The organism is Phenylobacterium sp., assembly GCF_030681155.1.
Classification (GTDB): domain Bacteria; phylum Pseudomonadota; class Alphaproteobacteria; order Caulobacterales; family Caulobacteraceae; genus Phenylobacterium.
The window spans coordinates 1-18,505 of the sequence record NZ_JAUXXE010000065.1 but is presented as its reverse complement, the minus strand read 5'-3'; the positions used below and the strand labels follow the sequence as shown (position 1 = coordinate 18,505).

Here is an 18,505-nt window from a genome sequence, read left to right as displayed (position 1 = left end):
CCAAGCGGAGCGCTAGACATGGCCAAGTTCCAAGTGACGACCCTGACGCCCACCATCGGGGCGGTGGTGGAAGGCGTTGATCTGTCGAAGCCGCTGGACGCCGAACAGTTCGAGGAAATCCACCAGGCGCTGCTCAAGCATCAGGTGATCTTCTTCGAAGACCAGCACATCACCCCGGTCCAGCACCGGGACTTCGCCGCCCGGTTTGGCGCCCTGCACACCCACCCGCTCTATCCGGGCGTGCCCGAGGCGCCCGAGCTGTTCATCCTCGACAACCACAAGGACAACCCGACAGACAACGACAGCTGGCACACCGACGTCACCTTCATTCAGACGCCGCCGATGGCCTCAATCCTCTACGCCAAGCTGCTGCCGCCGGAAGGCGGCGACACCATCTGGTCCAACATGCGAGCCGCCTACGAGGCGCTGTCGCCGCCGTTTCGCCAGTTCCTGTCCAGCCTCGACGGCGTCCACGACTTCGCGCGCGGCTTCCCGCAAAGAGGCATCGTGGCGGAGGGAGCGGGGGCCGAGAAGCATGCCAAGGCCGTGGCTGAAAACCCGCCGGTGCTGCACCCAGTGATCCGCACCCACCCGGAAACCGGCGAAGATGGCCTGTTCGTCAATTTCGGCTTCACCGACCGCATCAAGGGCCTACGTCGCAAGGAAAGCGATGCGATCCTGAACATGCTGTTCGAGCACATCCAGAAGCCGGAGTTCCTGGTGCGCTGGCGCTGGAAGGACAACGCCATCGCCTTCTGGGACAATCGCGTGACCCAGCACTACGCGGTGAACGATTACTTGCCCCACCGCCGGATCATGAACCGCGCGACGGTGCTGGGCGACAGGCCGTATCACCGCTCCAGAATGCCGGCGGGACTTAAGACCGCAGCCGAATAGGGCCTAGGTCGCGCTCCAGTCCAAAAGGCCGAGCTTGCACATCCAGACAATGGCGAGCGCGAACAGTTGCCGGCGGCCGGCTCCAGCGGCCTCAACCAGTTCCCCGACCGTCAGCGGGCCGCGCTCGGCGAGCATGGTCATTATCATCGCCGATTCTTCATGGCTGGCGCGCCACCCGCTGGCGAACTGATCGAGATTGAGCTTACGCGTCGCTTCGAGATCGGCCGACGTCACCCCCTCGCGCAGCCAGACCCGGGTTCCGGTGTTCAGCGCCGAGTTCGGGAAACCAGCGAATGCGCCAAAGGGCTCTCGCTTCACCGGATTGAACTGGTGTTTGATCGGTCCCGGTGTCGCCGCCGCGCGAATGGCGTCCAGTTCCTTGGTCAGGTTCTGCAACCCGCGCACCACCACCGGCCAGTCGAAGGTCTCGGCGATCCGTTTGCGGCCGGCGTCGCGCATCTTGGCCCGCAGTTCCGGTGAGGCGATCAGCTCAGCGATCCGGGCGGCGGCGTCGCCTACATTGATCGCTGTGTGCTGGGCCACGGCCCCGACATAGGCTTGGTAGGCCAAGCCGCCCAAAGTATGACGGTTAATCATGCCCTGCCCGGCGCCGACAGGCCCGCCCAGCGAACGGACCAGAAAGCCGTCCACGCCGTCCCGCACCGTGTAGCGGTATCCGTCCCAGTCGCTGACCACGACCGGCAGGCCCGCCGCCATGGCTTCGAGCGGCGTGATGCCAAAGGTCTCCTGGATGTTGTCGACCAAGGACAGAAAAATGTCGCCCGCCGCCCACATGCCGCCGACGACATTGCGGTCGTTGCCGTCCAGGAAGTGCGTGACCACCGAGGGGGAGTAGGCCTCGGCGGCCTCGCGGTACCAGGCCCGGTCGCGCTCATCGGCGGGGAACCAGCCGACCATGGCGAAATGGACCTTGGCGCCTGTGGCGCGGGCGGCCTCTTCGGCGGCGCGGAACATCGGCTGGGGGAAGGCCTTCTCGAAGAACGAAAGCCGCCCGACCCACAGCACGACAATGTCTTCCGGCGCCGCGCCAAGCTCGGCCCGCATCGCCGCTCGCGCGTCCGGTCGGTCGGCCAGGTCGGCGAACGCCTTGCCGTCGACGCCCAAAGGAAGCAGCGGCAGATGCGGCTTGATCCTCGTCTGTCCGCCATAGCGATCGGCGAGATAGTCGGTCCAGTCGTCGAACATCGTCCCCAGCGCGTCCTGGACCGTCGGCGAGGTGCAGATCAGGGCGTCCCAAGGTTGAATGGGCGCGATGGCCGCCTTGGCGATGGTCTCGCGCATGAAGGGCGGCGCAAGCGTGTGGACCATGCCCAGCATGCTGTAGGCATGCTCCAGCCCGGCATTGCGCCGATACCAGGCCATGTCCGCCAAGTCCGGATGGCCGCGGACCAGCGCGCCCCCGGCCGCAGCCGGCCGCTGGTCGAGCAGGTTGGCGACCGCCACACGCGGACGCGCCGGCTCCTGGCCCAACAGCCCGCTGACCAAGGCTTGGGCCGACACGTTCCCGCCGACCATGAAGTCGATCTGCTCGTAATCACCATGCCGCAGCACGGCCCTGAACAGCTCCACATTCGCCACGTCCTTGCCAAACGGATTGGCCTTGGGCTGCACGCCGGCGGACGGGTGATAGAGGGCAATGCGGTTCGACACTGACTTTTCCTGATCGAAGAAACGGCAAACGGCCTCAGCCGAGCTTGAACCCGAAGCGCGCGAGATAGGGGAAGTCCGATACGTGGGTTGGACGCACGCCCCCGGCCTCGGCGCGCTTCATCTCCCAATTTGGCTGCGCGCCTTCCGAGGGCACGGCTAGGATGTTCACATCGCCGCGCAGCTTGGCGGGCGGCGCCCCGCGTGCGGGTCGCGGTGTGACGAAGGGCGCGAAGAACCAGTAGACAAGATAGCCGGAGTCTAGAAACGTCTGGATGATTCCCCGTGTCGCAGGCGATTCTTCGCCACTCTCGACCAGCCAAGTCGGCCGGGTTTCCGTCAACGTCCGCGTCGCGCCCTTGAGAACTGAGCTCTCATAGCCCTCGACATCGATCTTCACCACGCGCGTGTCGTTGGGCGCGATCCGGTCGATGGTCGTCATGCGCACGACCTCCTCCGGATACTTCCCCGCCATATGGAAACCCGAGGTGCCTAGATTGCCAACTTCACCGACCGGCATCATGGGGAAACGGGCTAGGCGCTCAGTCTCGCCGACGGCGGCATGAACAACCGACACGTTGAAGAGACCGTTGTTGAGGGTGTTGGTCGCCAGCACATTGGCGAAGCCGCGATTTGCCTCCAACGCAATCACCAGCCTCGCCGCCGAGGCTGCCGGCAAGGCGATCGAACCGATATTCGCGCCGACGTCGATCAGCACGCCGCCGGCCGACAGTTCCTTTATCAGATCGACCTCGATCCGCGCGAACTCACCGTTCTCCCGAAGAGACAGGCCAACGCCACTATCATGCGCTGGCACTAGGAACTTCAAGCCGTAAGCGCTGGTAGTTTCGAGCACGATTGATCCCCATCCGCCGAAAGCCATCGTCTCGCACAGGAACGCACCGCCGCCAATCCAACAGGGGTTGAATCCTGTAACGCCGCCTAGAGGCTCTTGCGGAAGGTCACGACGAGCACGTCGCGGTAGGCCGGCTTGTTCGGGTCGACGGGCTCGATTGCGGTGACACCGTGGAAGACGCGGTTGTCGTCGATGAAAACCGCGTCCAGCGGCTGCGTCAGAGTGAAAGCCCCCAGGGATGCGCCTGCGGGATTGAAGATGCTGGTCACCCCGGCCGCCACGTTCTCGCGCGCGACCAGCATAACGATCACCCAGTCGACACCGTCGCGATGGACGCCTTCTGGGGTCGGTTGGGCCTCCTCACCGGCCCGCGCTTCGATGCGGAACTGGTGAAATTCGGCGCGCCAAGGGAAGGCCGGCTCGGGCGAAAGTCCTCCGAACACCTCCAGCGCCAAGTCCATGATACACCGCGTCAGGGGATGATCGGCGATGGCGCTTGTCACCGGTTCGAACCAGCGCTCCACGCCGCCGTTCAGGCGATTGTAGTCGAGGCTTTGAAAGTGCGGCTGGTGCGGCAGTCGGGCGAACGCGCCGGGGGCGACCTCGAACGCGGCGAAGCGCCTACGGCGGTAGCGACCGCCGTCAGCCATGTAGGCGTCCTGCGCAAGGTCGTTCCAGGTCGCCGCATAGGTCGCCCAATCTGCAAGCGCCAACGCGCTGACCAGCTCCCTCGTCGCGGTTGCCGAAACCCGGGCGAAACCATCGCGCCCAACGCAGTCTTTCAAGTCTTCGATCTCAACATCCCCCGCCGCGTGATTCATCTAGCGGAAATTGGGGATTTCGCGGCTCGGCGCAATGGCTGGCGATTGCGCTAGCGAGCGACCGGCTTGTGCTCCCGGGAGTTCGCCGACTTTAGCTTCGTGGGTTCCGCTGACTTCCGGCCGGTGACGGTCTTCAGCAGATCGGGCCCGAAGGCGAGCAGGATGACCAGCCAGATGACGAGGGCCCAGGCGACGACGATGATCATGCAACAGAATCCTACTGGCCCAGAACTCGCCGGAGACTCGCCACCGCGCCGTTTGGCGTCGGGGGGCTGGGTTGGCGGCGAGTCTCCTGGCGCCCCACCGGGGCCTTGAGGCTACGACCAAGCCGTAGCCGACTACTGATTCGACATGTTCTGGAGCGCTCCCAGCCAAGCCGAATTTTATCTCAACTTGCCTGAATTGTGCGGATGTCCGCCGCCACAGCGCAAGTAAACGAATGCAACGTTACAGTATAATACAATGACCTCGGCCCTACGCCTCCAGGCTAGCGACCCGGCGATGTCTTTTCCGGCACACGCCCGACCTGACCGGCGCAAGCGGTGAAGTCAGGCGCCTAGCAGACGCTGCAGGCGCTCGGTCCGGGCCAGCGAGAAACACAGCCCCTCAATGGCGAGAGCCGTATCCTCGACCTCTTCCAGGTGGATCGTCGAGTTGCGGCGCTGGCAAGCGCCGGTCAGGAAGGCGAGCGCCGCTAGGAAGTCCGACCAAATCGCCCGCGCGTCTTGCTGCTCGCCGCTCGCCGCCCCTGTCGCCGACCGCGCCACGAGGAAAGCGTCCCCCCCGCCGGTGCTCAGCATCAAGGTTCCAAGCCGCCGCATCGCAATCGCCGAGGCGGCCACTTCCCGCTCCACCAAACCGCCGTTAACTCCAAGGCTGGCAAGGAAATTCGCCTGGCCATCCTCCCCCGCCGTCCCGATCAGCAGAAGGCCCGTCAGCTGGTCCAAGGCTTGGCGCAAGCGGTCGAGTCGAACCGCCACATTCTCGTCAGCGCCCATGGCAGGCCGTGCCGTCGGCTCGGCGCCGAACTTCGTCACCACCAACCGTGGCCGCGTCGCCTCCGTCGCCGCCCAGGTCATTCCACCAGCCGCCATCGCTAGGCCGACGCCCGCCGGAAGGTGATCGGCTTGACGGCGCCGGACCGATGATTGAGCAACCATGACCGCCAATAGACCCGCCGCGCCTAGCGTCGCCACGCCTGGAAGGATCGCGTACATCAAGCTGCGCCCCCGCAAAAACACTCAGTGGGGCCACGTCTCACGGATGCTTCGGATGCATACAACGCGCCCAAAGCGCTTCCCAACCAGGACCGGATGACCTCCGAGCCAAGCCGAACCGCGCCGACCACCGAGGTCCAAGCGCATCAAAAACTCAGGGAAATCACGCCACAAACTGTAAAGTTTGCATTTGTTTACACCCGACGGCGACGTTTTGACCGATTGGATATTTTCCTAGCGCCAACAACATCTAAGATGTTCCAGCACATCGAGAATTGAACCTTTTGGTCATGAGAATCGCAACACTTGACGATGACGACGCCCAGACCCAGGCCATCTCCCGTCTGCTGACGGACGAGGGGCATGTTTGCTGGTCGTTCCGCGCCGCGCGCCCGTTGATCAGCGCCTTGCGCCAAGAGACCTTCGACCTGCTCGTGCTCGACTGGAACCTGCCGGATCTGACCGGCGTGGAGGTCATCAATTGGGTGGGTCAGAACCTGGAACCGCCGCCGCCAATGCTGTTGCTGACCGCGCGGTCAGCGGAGGAGGACGTGGTCGCGGGCCTGGACGCTGGCGCTGACGACTACATCGTCAAGCCTGTCCAGCCCGCCGTTTTGGTGGCGCGCGTCAACGCCCTGCTGCGAAGGACCTACCCCGCCCAGGGGTCGGGTCCCGTCGAGCAGTTCGCCGACTTCAGTTTCAACGTCCCGGCCAAGACGGTCACCATTAACGAAGAGGTGGTGAACCTGACGGCCAAGGAGTTCACCCTGGCGCTGCTGCTGTTCCGCAACACCCATCGGGCGCTCTCGCGCAGCCACATTCTCGAAGCGGTCTGGGGGCGGAACCCCGACCTGCCGACGCGCACGCTCGACATGCATGTCTCACGGGTCCGCACCAAGCTGCGCCTGCGACCTGAACATGGGTTCCGCCTGGCTCCGGTCTACAGCTACGGTTATCGCCTGGAGCGGCTTGTCGACGAGGCGGAGGAATACGCGGTTTCATGAGTAAGTTGAGCCGGCTCGCCGCTGTTGCGAGCCTTGGCGCGGCGGCCGTGGTCGCGCCCGCGGCCGCTTGGGCCGCGCCGAAGCCGAAAGCCAAGGTCGAGACCGTCGTCTATGTCGTGCGCCGAGGCGATACGCTGTACGATCTGGCAGCCAACTACTTGCTGCGCACCAGCGACTACGCCGTCGTCCAGCGCCGCAACCGCATCGCAAACCCCCGCCGCCTGCCCATCGGGGCCAAGCTTGAAATTCCGGTCGCCCTGTTGCGCACCACCCCGACCGAGGCGCGCGTGGCCAGCTATCGCGGCGAGGCCAGCGCCATCGTCCAGGGGCGCACCATCGCCATCACCCGAGGCATGATGCTGCCCGAGGGCAGCATCGTCACGACCGGCCCCAACGCCTCCGTGCGACTGGCCTTGAATGATGGTTCGCAAGTCGCCCTGCCCTCGCAAAGCCGCATCCGCATCGAGGTGCTGCGCCACACGCCGCTGACCGACTCGGTGGAACGGACGTTCTCGCTGGAGGCTGGACGCAGCGAAGCGACTGTGAAGCCGATGACCAAGCCGCGCGACGGCTTCACCATCCTTACGCCGCTGTCGGTCACCGCCGTGCGCGGCACCGCGTTTCGAGTGATCTACGATGCAGAGGCCGAACGCGCCTGGACCGAAGTCGTCGATGGCACGGTGAATGTCGCCTCGGCTGTCGATAGTTCAGCCTCGGTGACTCCAGAAGCTTTTGGCGTGAAGGCTTCGCGCCAAGGGGTGACCACCCCTGCCCCGCTGCTACCGCCCACCAGCGTCACCGCACCCGGTCGCGTCCAGGATGAACCCGACGTGGTGTTCGACCTGACCCCCGTGCCGGGCGCCGCGAAATATCGCGCCCGGCTGGCGGCCGACGCGGGCCTGCTGGACATCCTTGACGAAGTGACGGTCGACCGGCCGTACGCCAGCTTCAAGGACGTCGGGAACGGCGCCCTGTTCGTGCAGGTGACCGCGCTGGACGCCGATGGCCTGGAGGGTATGCCTAACACCTACGGCTTCTCCCGTTTCCGGCAGGGCCTAAAGCTGAGCGCGCCGACCGCCGCCGGCGATCATTGGCTGTTTCAGTGGGAACCGGAGGGCGAAGGCCAACACACCTATCGCTTCCAAATCGCCGACAAACCGGAGGGCGTCCCGCTGGTGGACGAGGCCGGACTGTCGGAGGGGCGCATAACCGTCACCGATCTGCCCGACGGGACGTATTATTGGCGAGTTCAGTCGGTCGTGGTCCGAGACGGCCAGCGGTTTGAAAAGTGGTCGCCCGTCCAGCAATTCAGGATCGGCGGCTGACCACCGCACCCGTACATCGCGCCAGACGTCCCGGCCGCGGCCCCTCCAGGCGCCGCGTGTTTATCGAGTGGGCGCTGACCGCGGTGCTCGCGGCATCGATCGTCGGCTACATGGTGGTGAACGAGACCCTCGATCGCGCCGACACGGCGATCTACGACGCCCTGATGCAACTGGGCCAGCGCCCGCCGCTGGACGACATCGTCATCATCGCAATCGACAATCCCAGCCTGCAGGAACTGGGACGCTGGCCCTGGCCGCGAACCCGGCACGCCGATCTGTTGAACGTCCTGGCGGAGGCCAAGCCCAAAGCCATCGCCTATGACGTCCTGTTCGTCGAACCGGACGCAGATCCCGAGGCCGATCTGGCCTTGGCGGCGGCGATGAAAGCAGCCGGCCCGGTGTTCCTGCCCTTGCTGATTGAGGTCCCTGGACCGAACGGGGCCGCGGCCGAAGCGCTGGAGCCGGCTGGACCTTTGAAGGCCGCCGCGGCGGGGATCGGTCAGGTCAATCTGCACTTCGATCGCGACGGCGTGGCGCGCAGCATTTTCATGGGTGAAAGCAGCGGCGAGCGCAGTTGGCTGCACCTGATGGAGCTAATGCGGCGCCAAGCCTTGGGCTTGGCTATTCCCGCGCCGACCGCTGAGGGGAAAGAGCATTCAGCTCTCGCGACCCTCACGCGCGGCGAGCGCATGCTGATCCCGTTCGCCGGCCCGCCGGGCCACTTCCGGACGGTTGCCTTCGCCGACGTGGTGCGAGGAGACGTTCCGCCCGAAATCTTCGAGGGTCGCCTGGTGCTGATCGGCGCCACCGGTGAAGGACTTGGCGACCGCTATCCGACGCCGCTGACCAGCGAGACCGAGGTGATGTCGGGCGTCGAACTCCAGGCCAACATCCTGGACGCCTTGCTGACCGGGCGGGCGATCCACCCCGCCTCCATCGGCTGGGTTCTGGCGCTATCGCTGACGCCGCTGGCGGTGCTGATGGCGGGCCTTCTGAGACTTCGACCTCGCGCCAACATGGTGCTCGGTCTGGCGCTGATCGCCTCGACCCTGGCCGTTTCAGCCGGCCTGCTGCTGGTTATGCGGATCTGGGCGCCGCCCGCTGCGGCGATCGCCGGCCTGGCGCTGGTCTATCCGATCTGGAGTTGGCGACGGCTGGAGGCGGCCAGCGCCTACATGGTTGATGAGTTGGACGCCCTGGCCCAGGAGCCCAGCATCCTGCCGCAGTCCACGCCGGCGCTGTCGCTCGCCGCGGACGACGTCATCGGCCGCCAGGTGGCCTTGATGCACCAGGCGGTGCGCAACCTGCGCGACCTGCGCCGATTCATGTCCGACTCGCTGGACGGTCTGCCCGACGCCACCCTGGTCGCGGACGCCGGCGGCGGCGTCCTGATCGCCAACACCGCGGCCCAAGACCTGTTCAGCCGCCTGAACGCGCCAGATCCGGTGGGCCGGGCGATGGCGCACGTCATCGAGGTGTTCCATATCCCGACCGCCGACGAAGGCGGGGTGGAAGGCGAAGTCGACGCCCCAGATGGGTCGACCTACCACCTGCGCTTTAGCGCCTTTGCAGATTCGACCGGCGCCTTCACCGGCTGGATCGCGCGGTTCAGCGACATCACGGCCATCAAGACCGCCGCGCGCCAGCGTGAACAGGTTCTGGAACTGCTGTCGCATGACATGCGCTCGCCCCAGGCGTCCATCCTCGCCCTGCTGGCCGAGGACCAGGGCAAAGGCATTTCTCAAGGCACGGTTCAGCGGGTGGAGGCCTATGCGCGGCGCACCCTGGCCCTGGCGGACAACTTCGTGAGCCTCGCCCGAGCCGAGAGCGAGCGCTACACCCTGGAGACCGTCAACCTCTCCGACATCCTGCTGGATGCTATCGACGACCTTTGGCCGCAGTCGCGATCACGCGCGATCGAGGTTCAGGCCGAGGGCTGCGAGGAGGAGCATCTGGTCCTGGCCGACCGCACGCTGCTGACCCGCGCACTGATCAATCTCATCGACAACGCCCTCAAGTACAGCGAACCCGAAACCAAGGTCGAATGCGGCATCGCCAGCGTGGGCGACGGCCTCGATGCGAAGGTCATTTGCACCGTCCAGGACCAGGGCCGGGGCATGTCGCCCGAGAGCCTGACCCACCTGTTCGAACGCTTCCAGCGCTCAACGCCGGCTGGAGGACGACAGGTCAGCGGCGTAGGGCTTGGCCTCACCTTCGTGCAGACGGTGATCCTACGGCATGGCGGTCAGATAAGCTGTGACAGCACCCTGGGCGAAGGGACGCGCTTCACGCTCACCCTGCCGCGCGCCGAGCCGGACGAAGCCTGGGCGCACGAGGACTATTAGGGTCTGGCGTCAGATGACCGGCGGACGCGCCGCGGCTTGTGCCAGTTCATCGAATTTCGCGGCCGCCTGGGCGGCGGTCTTGCCCATGTCCGTTCGTCCGGTGGTGGCCGTCGCGCGATAGGTTTCGAACCCGGACCTGGCCTCGACAAACCGGATCGTGACCTCGCCGACCGTGGGCTTACGCAGCCGCCACCAAGGCGTCTTGACCGGAGCGACCTTCCACTCTGGCGTCTCGGCGGCCAGCTTCTCATAGGCGCCGACCTTGGCCGGACGGGCGCTGAACAGGACCTCGACCACATAGTCCGGCGAGTGCTCGACCTGCCGATAGCCATCGGCGGCGAGTTGTCGGCCGACGGCGGCTTCAATCTCGGCACGCTCCGGCTGGCGGTCGCCGCCAGCGAAGGAGTAGGTGCCGGAACCCGGCTGTAGCGCACCATGGTAGGCAACCTGCGGTCCCCGCGGGCTCGCACAGGCCGCCAGAGACAAAGCCAATCCCAACGCAAGCAACTTCACGACAAACCCTTCCGTTCGCGCGCCTAGACCTCGCCGACAGGCGAAAACGAGCGCTCAACAGGCCGAACTAGCGCCACCCTAGCAAAATCAGCGAAATCTGACCTGCGCCCTAACGTCTCGCGGCAAAACCACCCCAGCTTCGCTATAGAGACGCAAAGATTGCCGGGGCGTTCCCGGCGCGGCCAATTCGATAGTGGAGATCAGCGTGCGTCATCTGGCCTTGACCCTGTTCGTCGGCGCACTCGTCGCCAGCTCGCCGGCCGGCGCGGACGAGATGGGCCGCCTGAAACAGCAAGCCGCCAAGGTCAGCATCGCAAGGGACACCTGGGGCATCGCCCACATCCACGGCAAGAGCGACGCCGACGCCGTGTTCGGCATGGCCTACGCCCAGGCCGAGGACGACTTCAACCGGGTCGAGACCAACTACATCAACGCCCTAGGACGGCTGGCCGAAGCCGAGGGCGAGTCGGCGATCTACCGCGACCTGCGGATGAAGCTGTTCATTGACCCGGTGGACCTGAAGGCTAAGTACGCCGCCAGCCCGGCCTGGTTGAAGAGCCTGATGAACGCCTGGGCCGACGGGCTGAACTTCTACCTCGCCAGCCACCCGGAGGTGAAACCGCGGGTCATCACCAAGTTCGAGCCCTGGATGGCCTTGAGCTTCAGCGAGGGCAGCATCGGCGGCGACATCGAACGGGTGTCGCTCGGCGAGCTGGAAGCCTTCTACGGCGCCACCCAAACCGCGATGCTGGATCCCGATGCCGACGTCCGGTTCAAAGAGCCGACCGGCTCCAACGGCTTCGCCATCGCCCCGTCCAACACCAAGGACGGTCATGCCCTGCTGCTGATCAATCCGCACACTTCGTTCTTCTTCCGCTCCGAACTGCAGGCGACCAGCGACGAGGGACTGAACGCCTATGGCGCGGTCACCTGGGGCCAGTTCTTCATCTACCAGGGCTTCAACGAGCACGCCGGGTGGATGCACACCTCAAGCGGCGTCGACGTGGTCGATGAGTTCGCCGAGACCATCGTGGAGAAGGACGGCAAGCTCTTCTATCGCTACGGGACCGAGGAACGCCCGGTCACCGTCTCCACCATCGCCGTGCCCTACCGCGCCAAGTCCGGCGAGATGGCGAGCAAGAGCTTCACCGTCTACCGCACGCACCACGGCCCGATCGTCCGTAAGGCGGACGGCAAGTGGATCGCGATAGCCCTGATGCAAAAGCCGGTCGAGGCGTTGAGCCAGTCGTTCCTGCGCACCAAGACCAAGGACTACGCCTCGTTCCTCAAGGTCGCCGAGCTGCGGGCCAACTCCTCGAACAACACCATCTTCGCCGACACCAAGGGCCAGATCGCCTATCTGCACCCGCAGTTCATTCCACGGCGCGACGACCGGTTCGACTACACCAAGCCGGTGGACGGCTCGGACCCGGCGACGGACTGGCAGGGGCTGCACGCCCTGGACGAGGCGCCGCATCTGCTGACCCCCGCCAACGGCTGGATCTTCAACACCAACGACTGGCCCTATTCGGCGGCCGGCGAATACAGCCCAAAGGGCCAGAACTATCCGCGCTACATGGATAGCGCCGGCCCCAATCCGCGCGGGACCCACGCCACCCTGGTGCTGAAAGACCGCAAGGACTTCACCCTGCCTGGCTTGGTGAGCGCGGCCTACGATCCCTACCTGCCGGCCTTCGCCCAGCTAATCCCGACCTTGACCGCCGCCTATGACGCCCTGCCCGCCGCCGACCCGCGGCGGGCCAAGCTGACCGGCCCCATCGAGGCTCTCCGGGGTTGGGACTACAAGTGGTCGGAGACCTCGGTCCCCACCTCGCTGGCGGTGTTCTGGGGCGAGGCCCTATGGGCCGACGCCGGCCCCAAGGCCAAGCGCGCCGGCGTCTCGGTCTATGACTACATGACCGCGACCTCGAGCCCCGACCAGAAGCTGGCGGCGCTTGCCGAGGCTTCCGACCGCCTGACCGCCGACTTCGGCGACTGGCGCACGCCGTGGGGGCAGATCAACCGCTACCAGCGGATCAATGGCGACATCGTCCAGACGTTCGACGACGCCAAGCCTAGCCTGCCGGTGGCGTTCACCTCGGCCCAATGGGGCTCGCTCGCCTCGTTCGGCGCCAAGCGCTACGAGGGCACGAAGCGCTACTACGGGACCAGCGGCAACAGCTTTGTCGCCGCCGTCGAGTTCGGCCCGAGGATCAAGGCGGTGGCCGTGTCGGCCGGCGGCGAGAGCGGTGATCCGGCATCGCCGCACTTCGCCGACCAGGCCCTGCTCTACACGCAAGGCAAGCTGCGCGAGGTGTTCTTCTATCCCGAGGACGTGGCGCGCCACACCCAGCGGACGTATCGCCCCGGCCAGTGAGGCCGGGGCTTTAGGCGTCTCTAGATCCGCTCGACGATAATCGCCGGCGCCATGCCGCCGGCGGCGCACATGGTGACCAGGCCGCGCTTCAGGTCGCGGCGCTCCAGCTCGTCCAGGATGGTGCCGATCAGGATCGAGCCGGTAGCGCCGATTGGGTGGCCCAGCGCCATGGCGCCGCCGTTCACATTGACCTTGTCGCGGTCGAGCTTCAGGTCGCGGATGAACTTCTCTGCCACCACCGCGAAGGCCTCGTTGATCTCGAACAGATCGATGTCATCGACGGTGAGGCCAGCCTTAGCCAGGACCTTCTGGGCGGCCGGGACCGGGGCGTTCAGCATCAAGGTGGGGCTGTCGCCCATATTGGCCATGGCCACGACGCGGCCGCGGGCCTTCAGGCCGTTCTTGGCGGCATAGGCCGGCGAGGCCAGCAGGATGGCGGCGGCGCCGTCGACCACGCCCGATGAGTTACCCGCATGGTGCATGTGGGTGATCTTCAGGTCCGGATAGACCTGACGGATCAGGTCGCCATAGGTCGTGCCCTTATCGTCGACCGGCACATTGGCCAGCATCTCGAACGCCGGCTTCAGGCCCGACAGGCCCTCCATGGTGGTCTGCGGACGCGGGAATTCCTCGCGGTCCAGGGCCAAGCTGCCGTCCTCGCGATAGACCGGGATCAGCGACTTGTCGAAATGGCCGCCCTTGATCGCGGCGTCGGCGCGTTGCTGGCTGAGCAGGGCCAGTTCGTCCAGGGCGCGGCGGTCGATGCCTTCCATGGTGGCGATGGCGTCGGCGCAGACGCCTTGTTGGGTTTGCGGGTGACGAGCGCGCAGGCGCAGGTTGCCGCTGTCCATCATCGGCGGGGTCGAAGGATCGCCCGTCGAGGAGGTGTAGGACATCATCTCGGTGCCGCCGGCGATCACCAGGTCTTCCATGCCCGACATGATCTGGGCCGCGGCGAGGTTCACCGTGGTGATGCCCGAGCCGCAGAAGCGATCCAGCGTCATGCCGCTGGCCTTGGTGTCATAGCCGGCGTCGAGCGCCGCCATCCGGCCAAGGTCGCCGCCCTGCTTGCCGCGCTGGCTGGAGGTGCCCCAGATGATGTCGTCGACTTCGGCGGTGTTCAGGTTGTTGCGCTCGGCCAGGGCCTTCAGGACCGCCGCGCCAAGATGCTGGGGATGGAAGTCGGCCAGCGCGCCTTTGCCGACCTTGCCGATGCCGCGCGGGGTCCGGCAGGCGTCGATGATGAGAGCTTCGGGCATGATCTCGTCCTTGTTGTGCAATGATCCGTCGCCGGGCCGGGAAGCGCTCCACAGCGCCACGACGGACCGTTCCGCGCCACACTCAGCTACCCGCCGTAACGGCAGTCCAGCGCAAATCGCAGGCATAAGATTTCTGCCTATATGGCCGGAACCGAACGCCTGGGCCGCTCGTTAACAACTCAGATCGACGGCGAAAGCCACGATCCGATCCGCAGGAAACTAGAAATAGGCTCCTCGGACCAGGAAGCCCGACGCGATCCCCTCCGGGAGTGAACGCCGGGCTTCGCTGCGTCTGGAGTATGCCATTTCGTCCCTGCCCTCCCCAAAACCTCAAGCTTGCCGCCGGCGGCGGGGAACCGACCTCGCCCGGTCAAGTTGATTGATATGGACAAGTTTCGCACCGCCCAGGAGGTACGCCATGAAAGCTAGAGGACTTCTCGCCCTATCCACCGCAGGCTTGCTGCTGGCGGCCTGCGGGACCACCACGACCGAACGCGCCGCCACTGGCGGCCTGGCCGGGGCCGCCCTTGGCGCGGCGGTAGATGGTTCGGTAGCTGGCGCGCTCATCGGCGGCGCGGCGGGCGCGACCCTGGGCGCGGTGACCACCAAGCGCTCCGACAACGTCAATCGGCGCCAGTATTATGACGAGCGCGCGGGGCGTTATTACTACTACGACTCCTCGAACGGCCGGTACTACTGGGAAGACGGCTCCCGGCGCTAGCGCGGGAGCCTGACCGCACTGACGTCGCGGCTCAGCGGCCGGCCATCGCCGTCTTCAGGGTCTGGGTGTCCTGGTCCGACCAGTTCGGCGGATCGGTGACCGCGACCCAGGAGTCGGCGTAGTTCGCGGCCGAGAATACGTGCCCCCGTCCCGGCGGCACGGTCCCCGACACCATGATGTCGACGCCAAGCTGCAGCGCCGTGACAATGGGGATCCAGCGGAAAGCCGGCGATACGTCAGGCCCGCGCGGCGTCTTCATCCAATCAGGCTGGCGATAGAAGATACTCGGCTCGAAGAAGGTGATCGGATCGCTGGCGTATTGCAGCATCACGATCCGCATCGGCCCCCAGGTGGCGCCGGGTATGTTGAGATGGTTGTCCTGGTTGGTGAAACGCACCGTCGAGCTGTCGCCGGAAACCGGCAACCAAGCCGGCGAGCCTGGCCGGCGTCCGGCGGTCATGGTCCGCCACATGCTGCTCTGGAAGGGCGTGCCACTCCAGACTGCGCCGTCGAACGGATCGCCGATGACCCGGAAGAGGTCGGCCGACCGCTGCGAGTTCAGCGCCCCCAGGCTGAGCCCATGCAGATAGAGCTTCGGGCGGGTCTCGCGCGGCAAGGTCCGCCAATAGCCATAGACCTCGTCGAACAGGGCCAGCGCCGTCTCCGATCCGTTGTCCGGCTCGATCCACAGCGACAGCCAGCTTGAGAGGTAGGAGTACTGCACCGCCACGCTCGCGACGTCGCCGCGATGAAGGTACTCGACCGTATCGCTGCCCGCCGGATCGACCCAGCCCGTGCCCGTGGGGATGATGATCACCAGCACCGAGCGATTAAACCCGCCGACGCGCTTCAACTCGGCCAGAGCCAGCTTCGCGCGGCCCTTCGGCGTGTCGGCGTTGTTCAGCCCCGCATAGACGCGGATTGGCTCCATCGCCGGCGTCTTGAGCAGGGCGCTGATCGACTCCTTCGAGGGGCCGGCCACCACGAACTCGCGGCCGCGCCGTCCCATGTCCTGCCAGCGGATCAGCGAGGCGGCGCTGCCGGCCTTGCCCGGATCGACCGGAGCGGCGATGTCGCTCTCTATGCGGGCGTCCAGTTCGCGATAGGAACGGTCGGCGATGTGCAGCGCCGAGCGGAAGATCACCCCGTCCAGCACCGACCAGAACAGCAGGGCCGCCAGCACCGCGCCGAGCAGATAGGCCGCGCGGTCCGGCATCCGCTGCTTGAGCCACCGGGAAATGATCCGGAAGGTGAAGCGCACCAGCCGCGCTATGGCCATCAGGAAGCAGAAGGTCAGGAACGCGATCAGCGCCACCTGGAACGGGTTGGCGCTGGTGACCAACGGCATGTCCAGCGCCTGGCGGACCGAGTTCTGCCAGCCGTTCGCCAGCCATAGGAACACGATGGCGACGACGAGACAGACCAGCCCGACGCCCTGTTTCAGCCGCCGCGCCAAGCGCCCGGCCGGCTGGGGAAGTTGCACATAGGCCCAGGTCCGCTCGGCCAGCAGGCCGATCCCATAGCCGACCGCCGAAGACAGTCCGGACAGGACGCCCTGCAGCGCGAAGTGCCGTGGAATAAGGCTGGGGGTGAGCGATGCGGCGAAGAACAGCGTCGCCAGCAAAAGTCCGGTCAGGGACATCTTCTCGACCCAGACGGTCAGACGTTCGGACTTGATCGACATCGCGCAAGAGCCCCACGTTCAGAACGCCGTCCTGTGTCGAGCTTAGGCGGCCCCCCAGAGGCCCGCAACCCAGACACGCAAATCGCCCGAACTCTCCCGCGCAGACCTTAAGCGCGGCGGAGGTAACGCCCCAATCCGTCTGTAGTCTCTTGAAGCTCGAAGCCCGCCCGTTCGAACAGCCGGCGGCTCGTCAGGTTCTCGTCCTTGATGACCGCCAACAGATCGCCGGTGGCCCAGGTCAGCGCTTCCGAGAGCAGCTCATGGCCAAGGCCTCGTCCCCGACACAGCGGATTGATATTGATCGAGACCTCAGTCGCCGCGCCGTGGTCGAAGCGCACCATGCCGATCTTCTCGCCGCCGACCTCGCCGATCAGCAAGGTGCTGGCCGCATCGTCCAAGGCCCGACTGAACCAAGCGAGGTGCGCCTCTTGTTCAACCTCGTCCTGCGTGCGGGACATAGCCCGGGTCAGCGGATCGTTTCGCCAGATCAAGACGTCGAGGGCGTCGTCCAGCGTGGCTCTTCGAATGATCATGGCGGCAAGGTAGCATCGCGGCCGATCACCGCGCCAAGGAGTTCCCGATGATTGAAGCGTCCTGCCACTGCGGCGCGGTTCGGTTCTCAGTCGAGACCGCCCCCGAACAGGTCAACGACTGCAACTGCTCGATCTGCCGTCGCTACGGAACGCTATGGGGCTACTACCGACCGTCAGACGTTGGATTCTCGGCCGAGAATGGTCCCACCGACATCTATATGTGGGGTGACAAAAGCCTGGAATTCCACCGCTGCCGCGCCTGTGGCTGCGTCACCCACTGGTCGCCGACCAACCGCGAACGCCAAAAGATGGGGATCAACGCGCGCCTGTTGCCGGCCGAGGTGCTCGCGGCCATTCCGGTGACCCACGGCGACGGCGCGTCACGGTAGGGCGCTAGAAGAATTCGCCGAGGAACGCCGCGGCCTGATCAGAGATACCGACGAGCTTGTTCGTCGCCTGCCGATAGAATTTGAAGTTAAGCTCCGTCCCAGGCTGGCCGTCGGCCCAGTCGGTGAGGGGCTTGAGTTGCGCTCGTCCCAGCGGCCGTCTTGCCCGAGCGGTAGTCCTGATGGCCAGACTCACCCTCGGCGTCTGCCGAACGCCGCCAGGGCGCTTGGCGACCGCTTCGACGCCAATGACGACACCGCGCGCGATCAGCCCCGCCCCGCCCTCGTTCTCGCTCGTAAAGACAAAGACCGTGTCGCCGACAGCCACGAGCTTGCCGCCGTACATCGTCTTTTGGCCGACGAACGCGAACGTCTCCGCCGAAGGATCGCGCACCTCAGCCTTGATCGCAAAAGCCATGCCCTTCCTCCGCGTCCGGGGTTCCAAGGGAACCTGCCGTTTCTGCAAAGCTGACGGGAGCCGCTACGTCGATCCGAAGAAGGCTTTTGCGTCGGCCTTGAAGGCAAGTGAAATCAAAGACTTCCGCTGGCACGACCTTCGTCACACCTTCGCATCATGGTGGGTACAAGGGGGCGGTGACCTCTACCGTTTGAGCAGGGTTCTGGGGCATTCCACTCTGCAAATGAGCGCGCGATACGGCCACCTTCGCACCGACGATCTGCACGACGAACTGCGGATCTTGGCACAAAAGCGGTCACAGGAGCGTCAGACAGAGGCTCCCGAACTGTCTCCCGGTATGCCGCCGGAGAGCCACGCGAAACCGTTCAAACCGTTGAGAAATAACGGCCTGCGACGATCTCGGAGATCGGGAAGAAGTGGCGCGCCCGGAACGATTCGAACGTCCGACCCTCAGATTCGTTGACCCACGCCTGCTAACGAC

The 18,505-nt window shown here is 65.6% G+C and carries 18 protein-coding genes; 8 read left to right on the top strand and 10 right to left on the bottom strand.

Features of this window, described 5'->3' with window-relative positions:
* Positions 1–18: 18 nt before the first annotated feature.
* Positions 19–897 (top strand): taurine dioxygenase, encoded by an 879-nt coding sequence (gene tauD / locus Q8M13_RS16260; RefSeq protein ID WP_305301099.1) that lies wholly within the window; start codon positions 19–21, stop codon positions 895–897.
* A gap of 3 nt (positions 898–900) precedes the next feature.
* On the opposite strand, the gene Q8M13_RS16255 is transcribed toward tauD, so the two are convergent.
* The 5 genes from Q8M13_RS16255 to Q8M13_RS16235 all read right to left on the bottom strand — a co-directional run bounded on the left by Q8M13_RS16255 (position 901) and on the right by Q8M13_RS16235 (position 5,459).
* Positions 901–2,568 carry a glycosyltransferase family 4 protein gene (locus tag Q8M13_RS16255; RefSeq protein ID WP_305301098.1) on the bottom strand — a complete coding sequence of 556 codons (1,668 nt, stop codon included), beginning with the start codon at positions 2,566–2,568 and terminating at the stop codon, positions 901–903.
* Between the two features lie 34 nt (positions 2,569–2,602).
* Positions 2,603–3,382 (bottom strand): FkbM family methyltransferase, encoded by a 780-nt coding sequence (locus Q8M13_RS16250; RefSeq protein WP_305301097.1) that lies wholly within the window; start codon positions 3,380–3,382, stop codon positions 2,603–2,605.
* A 125-nt stretch (positions 3,383–3,507) separates the two neighbouring features.
* On the bottom strand, positions 3,508–4,134 hold the full coding sequence (locus Q8M13_RS16245; RefSeq protein WP_370870084.1) for a 2OG-Fe dioxygenase family protein: 627 nt from the start codon (positions 4,132–4,134) through the stop codon (positions 3,508–3,510).
* Positions 4,135–4,292: 158 nt separating this feature from the next.
* Positions 4,293–4,448, bottom strand: a complete 156-nt coding sequence (locus tag Q8M13_RS16240; protein WP_305301095.1) for a hypothetical protein — start codon at positions 4,446–4,448, stop codon at positions 4,293–4,295.
* 342 nt (positions 4,449–4,790) lie between these two features.
* Entirely contained in the window at positions 4,791–5,459 is a 669-nt protein-coding gene (locus Q8M13_RS16235; RefSeq protein ID WP_305301093.1) for a hypothetical protein, read from the bottom strand.
* Between the two features lie 290 nt (positions 5,460–5,749).
* On the opposite strand from Q8M13_RS16235, the gene Q8M13_RS16230 reads away from it, so the two are divergent.
* Genes Q8M13_RS16230 through Q8M13_RS16220 form a run of 3 tightly spaced genes read left to right on the top strand, consistent with a single transcriptional unit; the run spans position 5,750 to position 10,133 of the window.
* Complete coding sequence (locus Q8M13_RS16230) at positions 5,750–6,463, top strand: response regulator transcription factor (protein WP_305301092.1); 714 nt, start codon at positions 5,750–5,752, stop codon at positions 6,461–6,463.
* Entirely contained in the window at positions 6,460–7,788 is a 1,329-nt protein-coding gene (locus Q8M13_RS16225) for a FecR domain-containing protein (RefSeq protein ID WP_305301090.1), read from the top strand. Before Q8M13_RS16230 ends, Q8M13_RS16225 begins: the two co-directional genes overlap by 4 nt.
* A 56-nt stretch (positions 7,789–7,844) precedes the next feature.
* On the top strand, positions 7,845–10,133 hold the full coding sequence (locus Q8M13_RS16220) for a CHASE2 domain-containing protein (protein WP_305301089.1): 2,289 nt from the start codon (positions 7,845–7,847) through the stop codon (positions 10,131–10,133).
* A gap of 9 nt (positions 10,134–10,142) precedes the next feature.
* On the opposite strand, the gene Q8M13_RS16215 is transcribed toward Q8M13_RS16220, so the two are convergent.
* Positions 10,143–10,646 (bottom strand): DUF4136 domain-containing protein, encoded by a 504-nt coding sequence (locus Q8M13_RS16215; protein ID WP_305301088.1) that lies wholly within the window; start codon positions 10,644–10,646, stop codon positions 10,143–10,145.
* A 205-nt stretch (positions 10,647–10,851) separates the two neighbouring features.
* On the opposite strand from Q8M13_RS16215, the gene Q8M13_RS16210 reads away from it, so the two are divergent.
* Positions 10,852–13,023 carry a penicillin acylase family protein gene (locus Q8M13_RS16210; protein WP_305301087.1) on the top strand — a complete coding sequence of 724 codons (2,172 nt, stop codon included), beginning with the start codon at positions 10,852–10,854 and terminating at the stop codon, positions 13,021–13,023.
* A 20-nt stretch (positions 13,024–13,043) separates the two neighbouring features.
* Here the strand turns inward: Q8M13_RS16210 and Q8M13_RS16205 are convergent, their stop codons facing one another.
* Complete coding sequence (locus tag Q8M13_RS16205) at positions 13,044–14,282, bottom strand: acetyl-CoA C-acetyltransferase (protein ID WP_305301086.1); 1,239 nt, start codon at positions 14,280–14,282, stop codon at positions 13,044–13,046.
* A gap of 418 nt (positions 14,283–14,700) precedes the next feature.
* Between Q8M13_RS16205 and Q8M13_RS16200 the strand changes: the two genes are divergently transcribed.
* Positions 14,701–15,003 (top strand): glycine zipper domain-containing protein, encoded by a 303-nt coding sequence (locus Q8M13_RS16200; RefSeq protein ID WP_305301085.1) that lies wholly within the window; start codon positions 14,701–14,703, stop codon positions 15,001–15,003.
* 31 nt (positions 15,004–15,034) lie between these two features.
* On the opposite strand, the gene Q8M13_RS16195 is transcribed toward Q8M13_RS16200, so the two are convergent.
* Together Q8M13_RS16195 and Q8M13_RS16190 are read right to left on the bottom strand one after the other, a co-directional pair.
* Positions 15,035–16,687, bottom strand: coding sequence for an alpha/beta-hydrolase family protein (locus Q8M13_RS16195; protein ID WP_305301084.1), 1,653 nt, complete (start codon positions 16,685–16,687; stop codon positions 15,035–15,037).
* A 107-nt stretch (positions 16,688–16,794) separates the two neighbouring features.
* Positions 16,795–17,220, bottom strand: a complete 426-nt coding sequence (locus Q8M13_RS16190) for a GNAT family N-acetyltransferase (RefSeq protein WP_305301083.1) — start codon at positions 17,218–17,220, stop codon at positions 16,795–16,797.
* Between the two features lie 47 nt (positions 17,221–17,267).
* On the opposite strand from Q8M13_RS16190, the gene Q8M13_RS16185 reads away from it, so the two are divergent.
* Positions 17,268–17,609 (top strand): GFA family protein, encoded by a 342-nt coding sequence (locus tag Q8M13_RS16185; RefSeq protein WP_305301081.1) that lies wholly within the window; start codon positions 17,268–17,270, stop codon positions 17,607–17,609.
* Positions 17,610–17,613: 4 nt separating this feature from the next.
* Here Q8M13_RS16185 and Q8M13_RS16180 read toward each other — a convergent pair whose 3' ends face one another.
* Positions 17,614–18,024, bottom strand: coding sequence for a hypothetical protein (locus Q8M13_RS16180; RefSeq protein WP_305301079.1), 411 nt, complete (start codon positions 18,022–18,024; stop codon positions 17,614–17,616).
* Here Q8M13_RS16180 and Q8M13_RS21075 point away from each other — a divergent pair.
* Positions 18,023–18,487: a tyrosine-type recombinase/integrase gene (locus Q8M13_RS21075; RefSeq protein WP_370870088.1), complete on the top strand. Its 465-nt coding sequence runs from the start codon at positions 18,023–18,025 to the stop codon at positions 18,485–18,487. The genes Q8M13_RS16180 and Q8M13_RS21075 overlap by 2 nt on opposite strands.
* Positions 18,488–18,505: the final 18 nt, after the last annotated feature.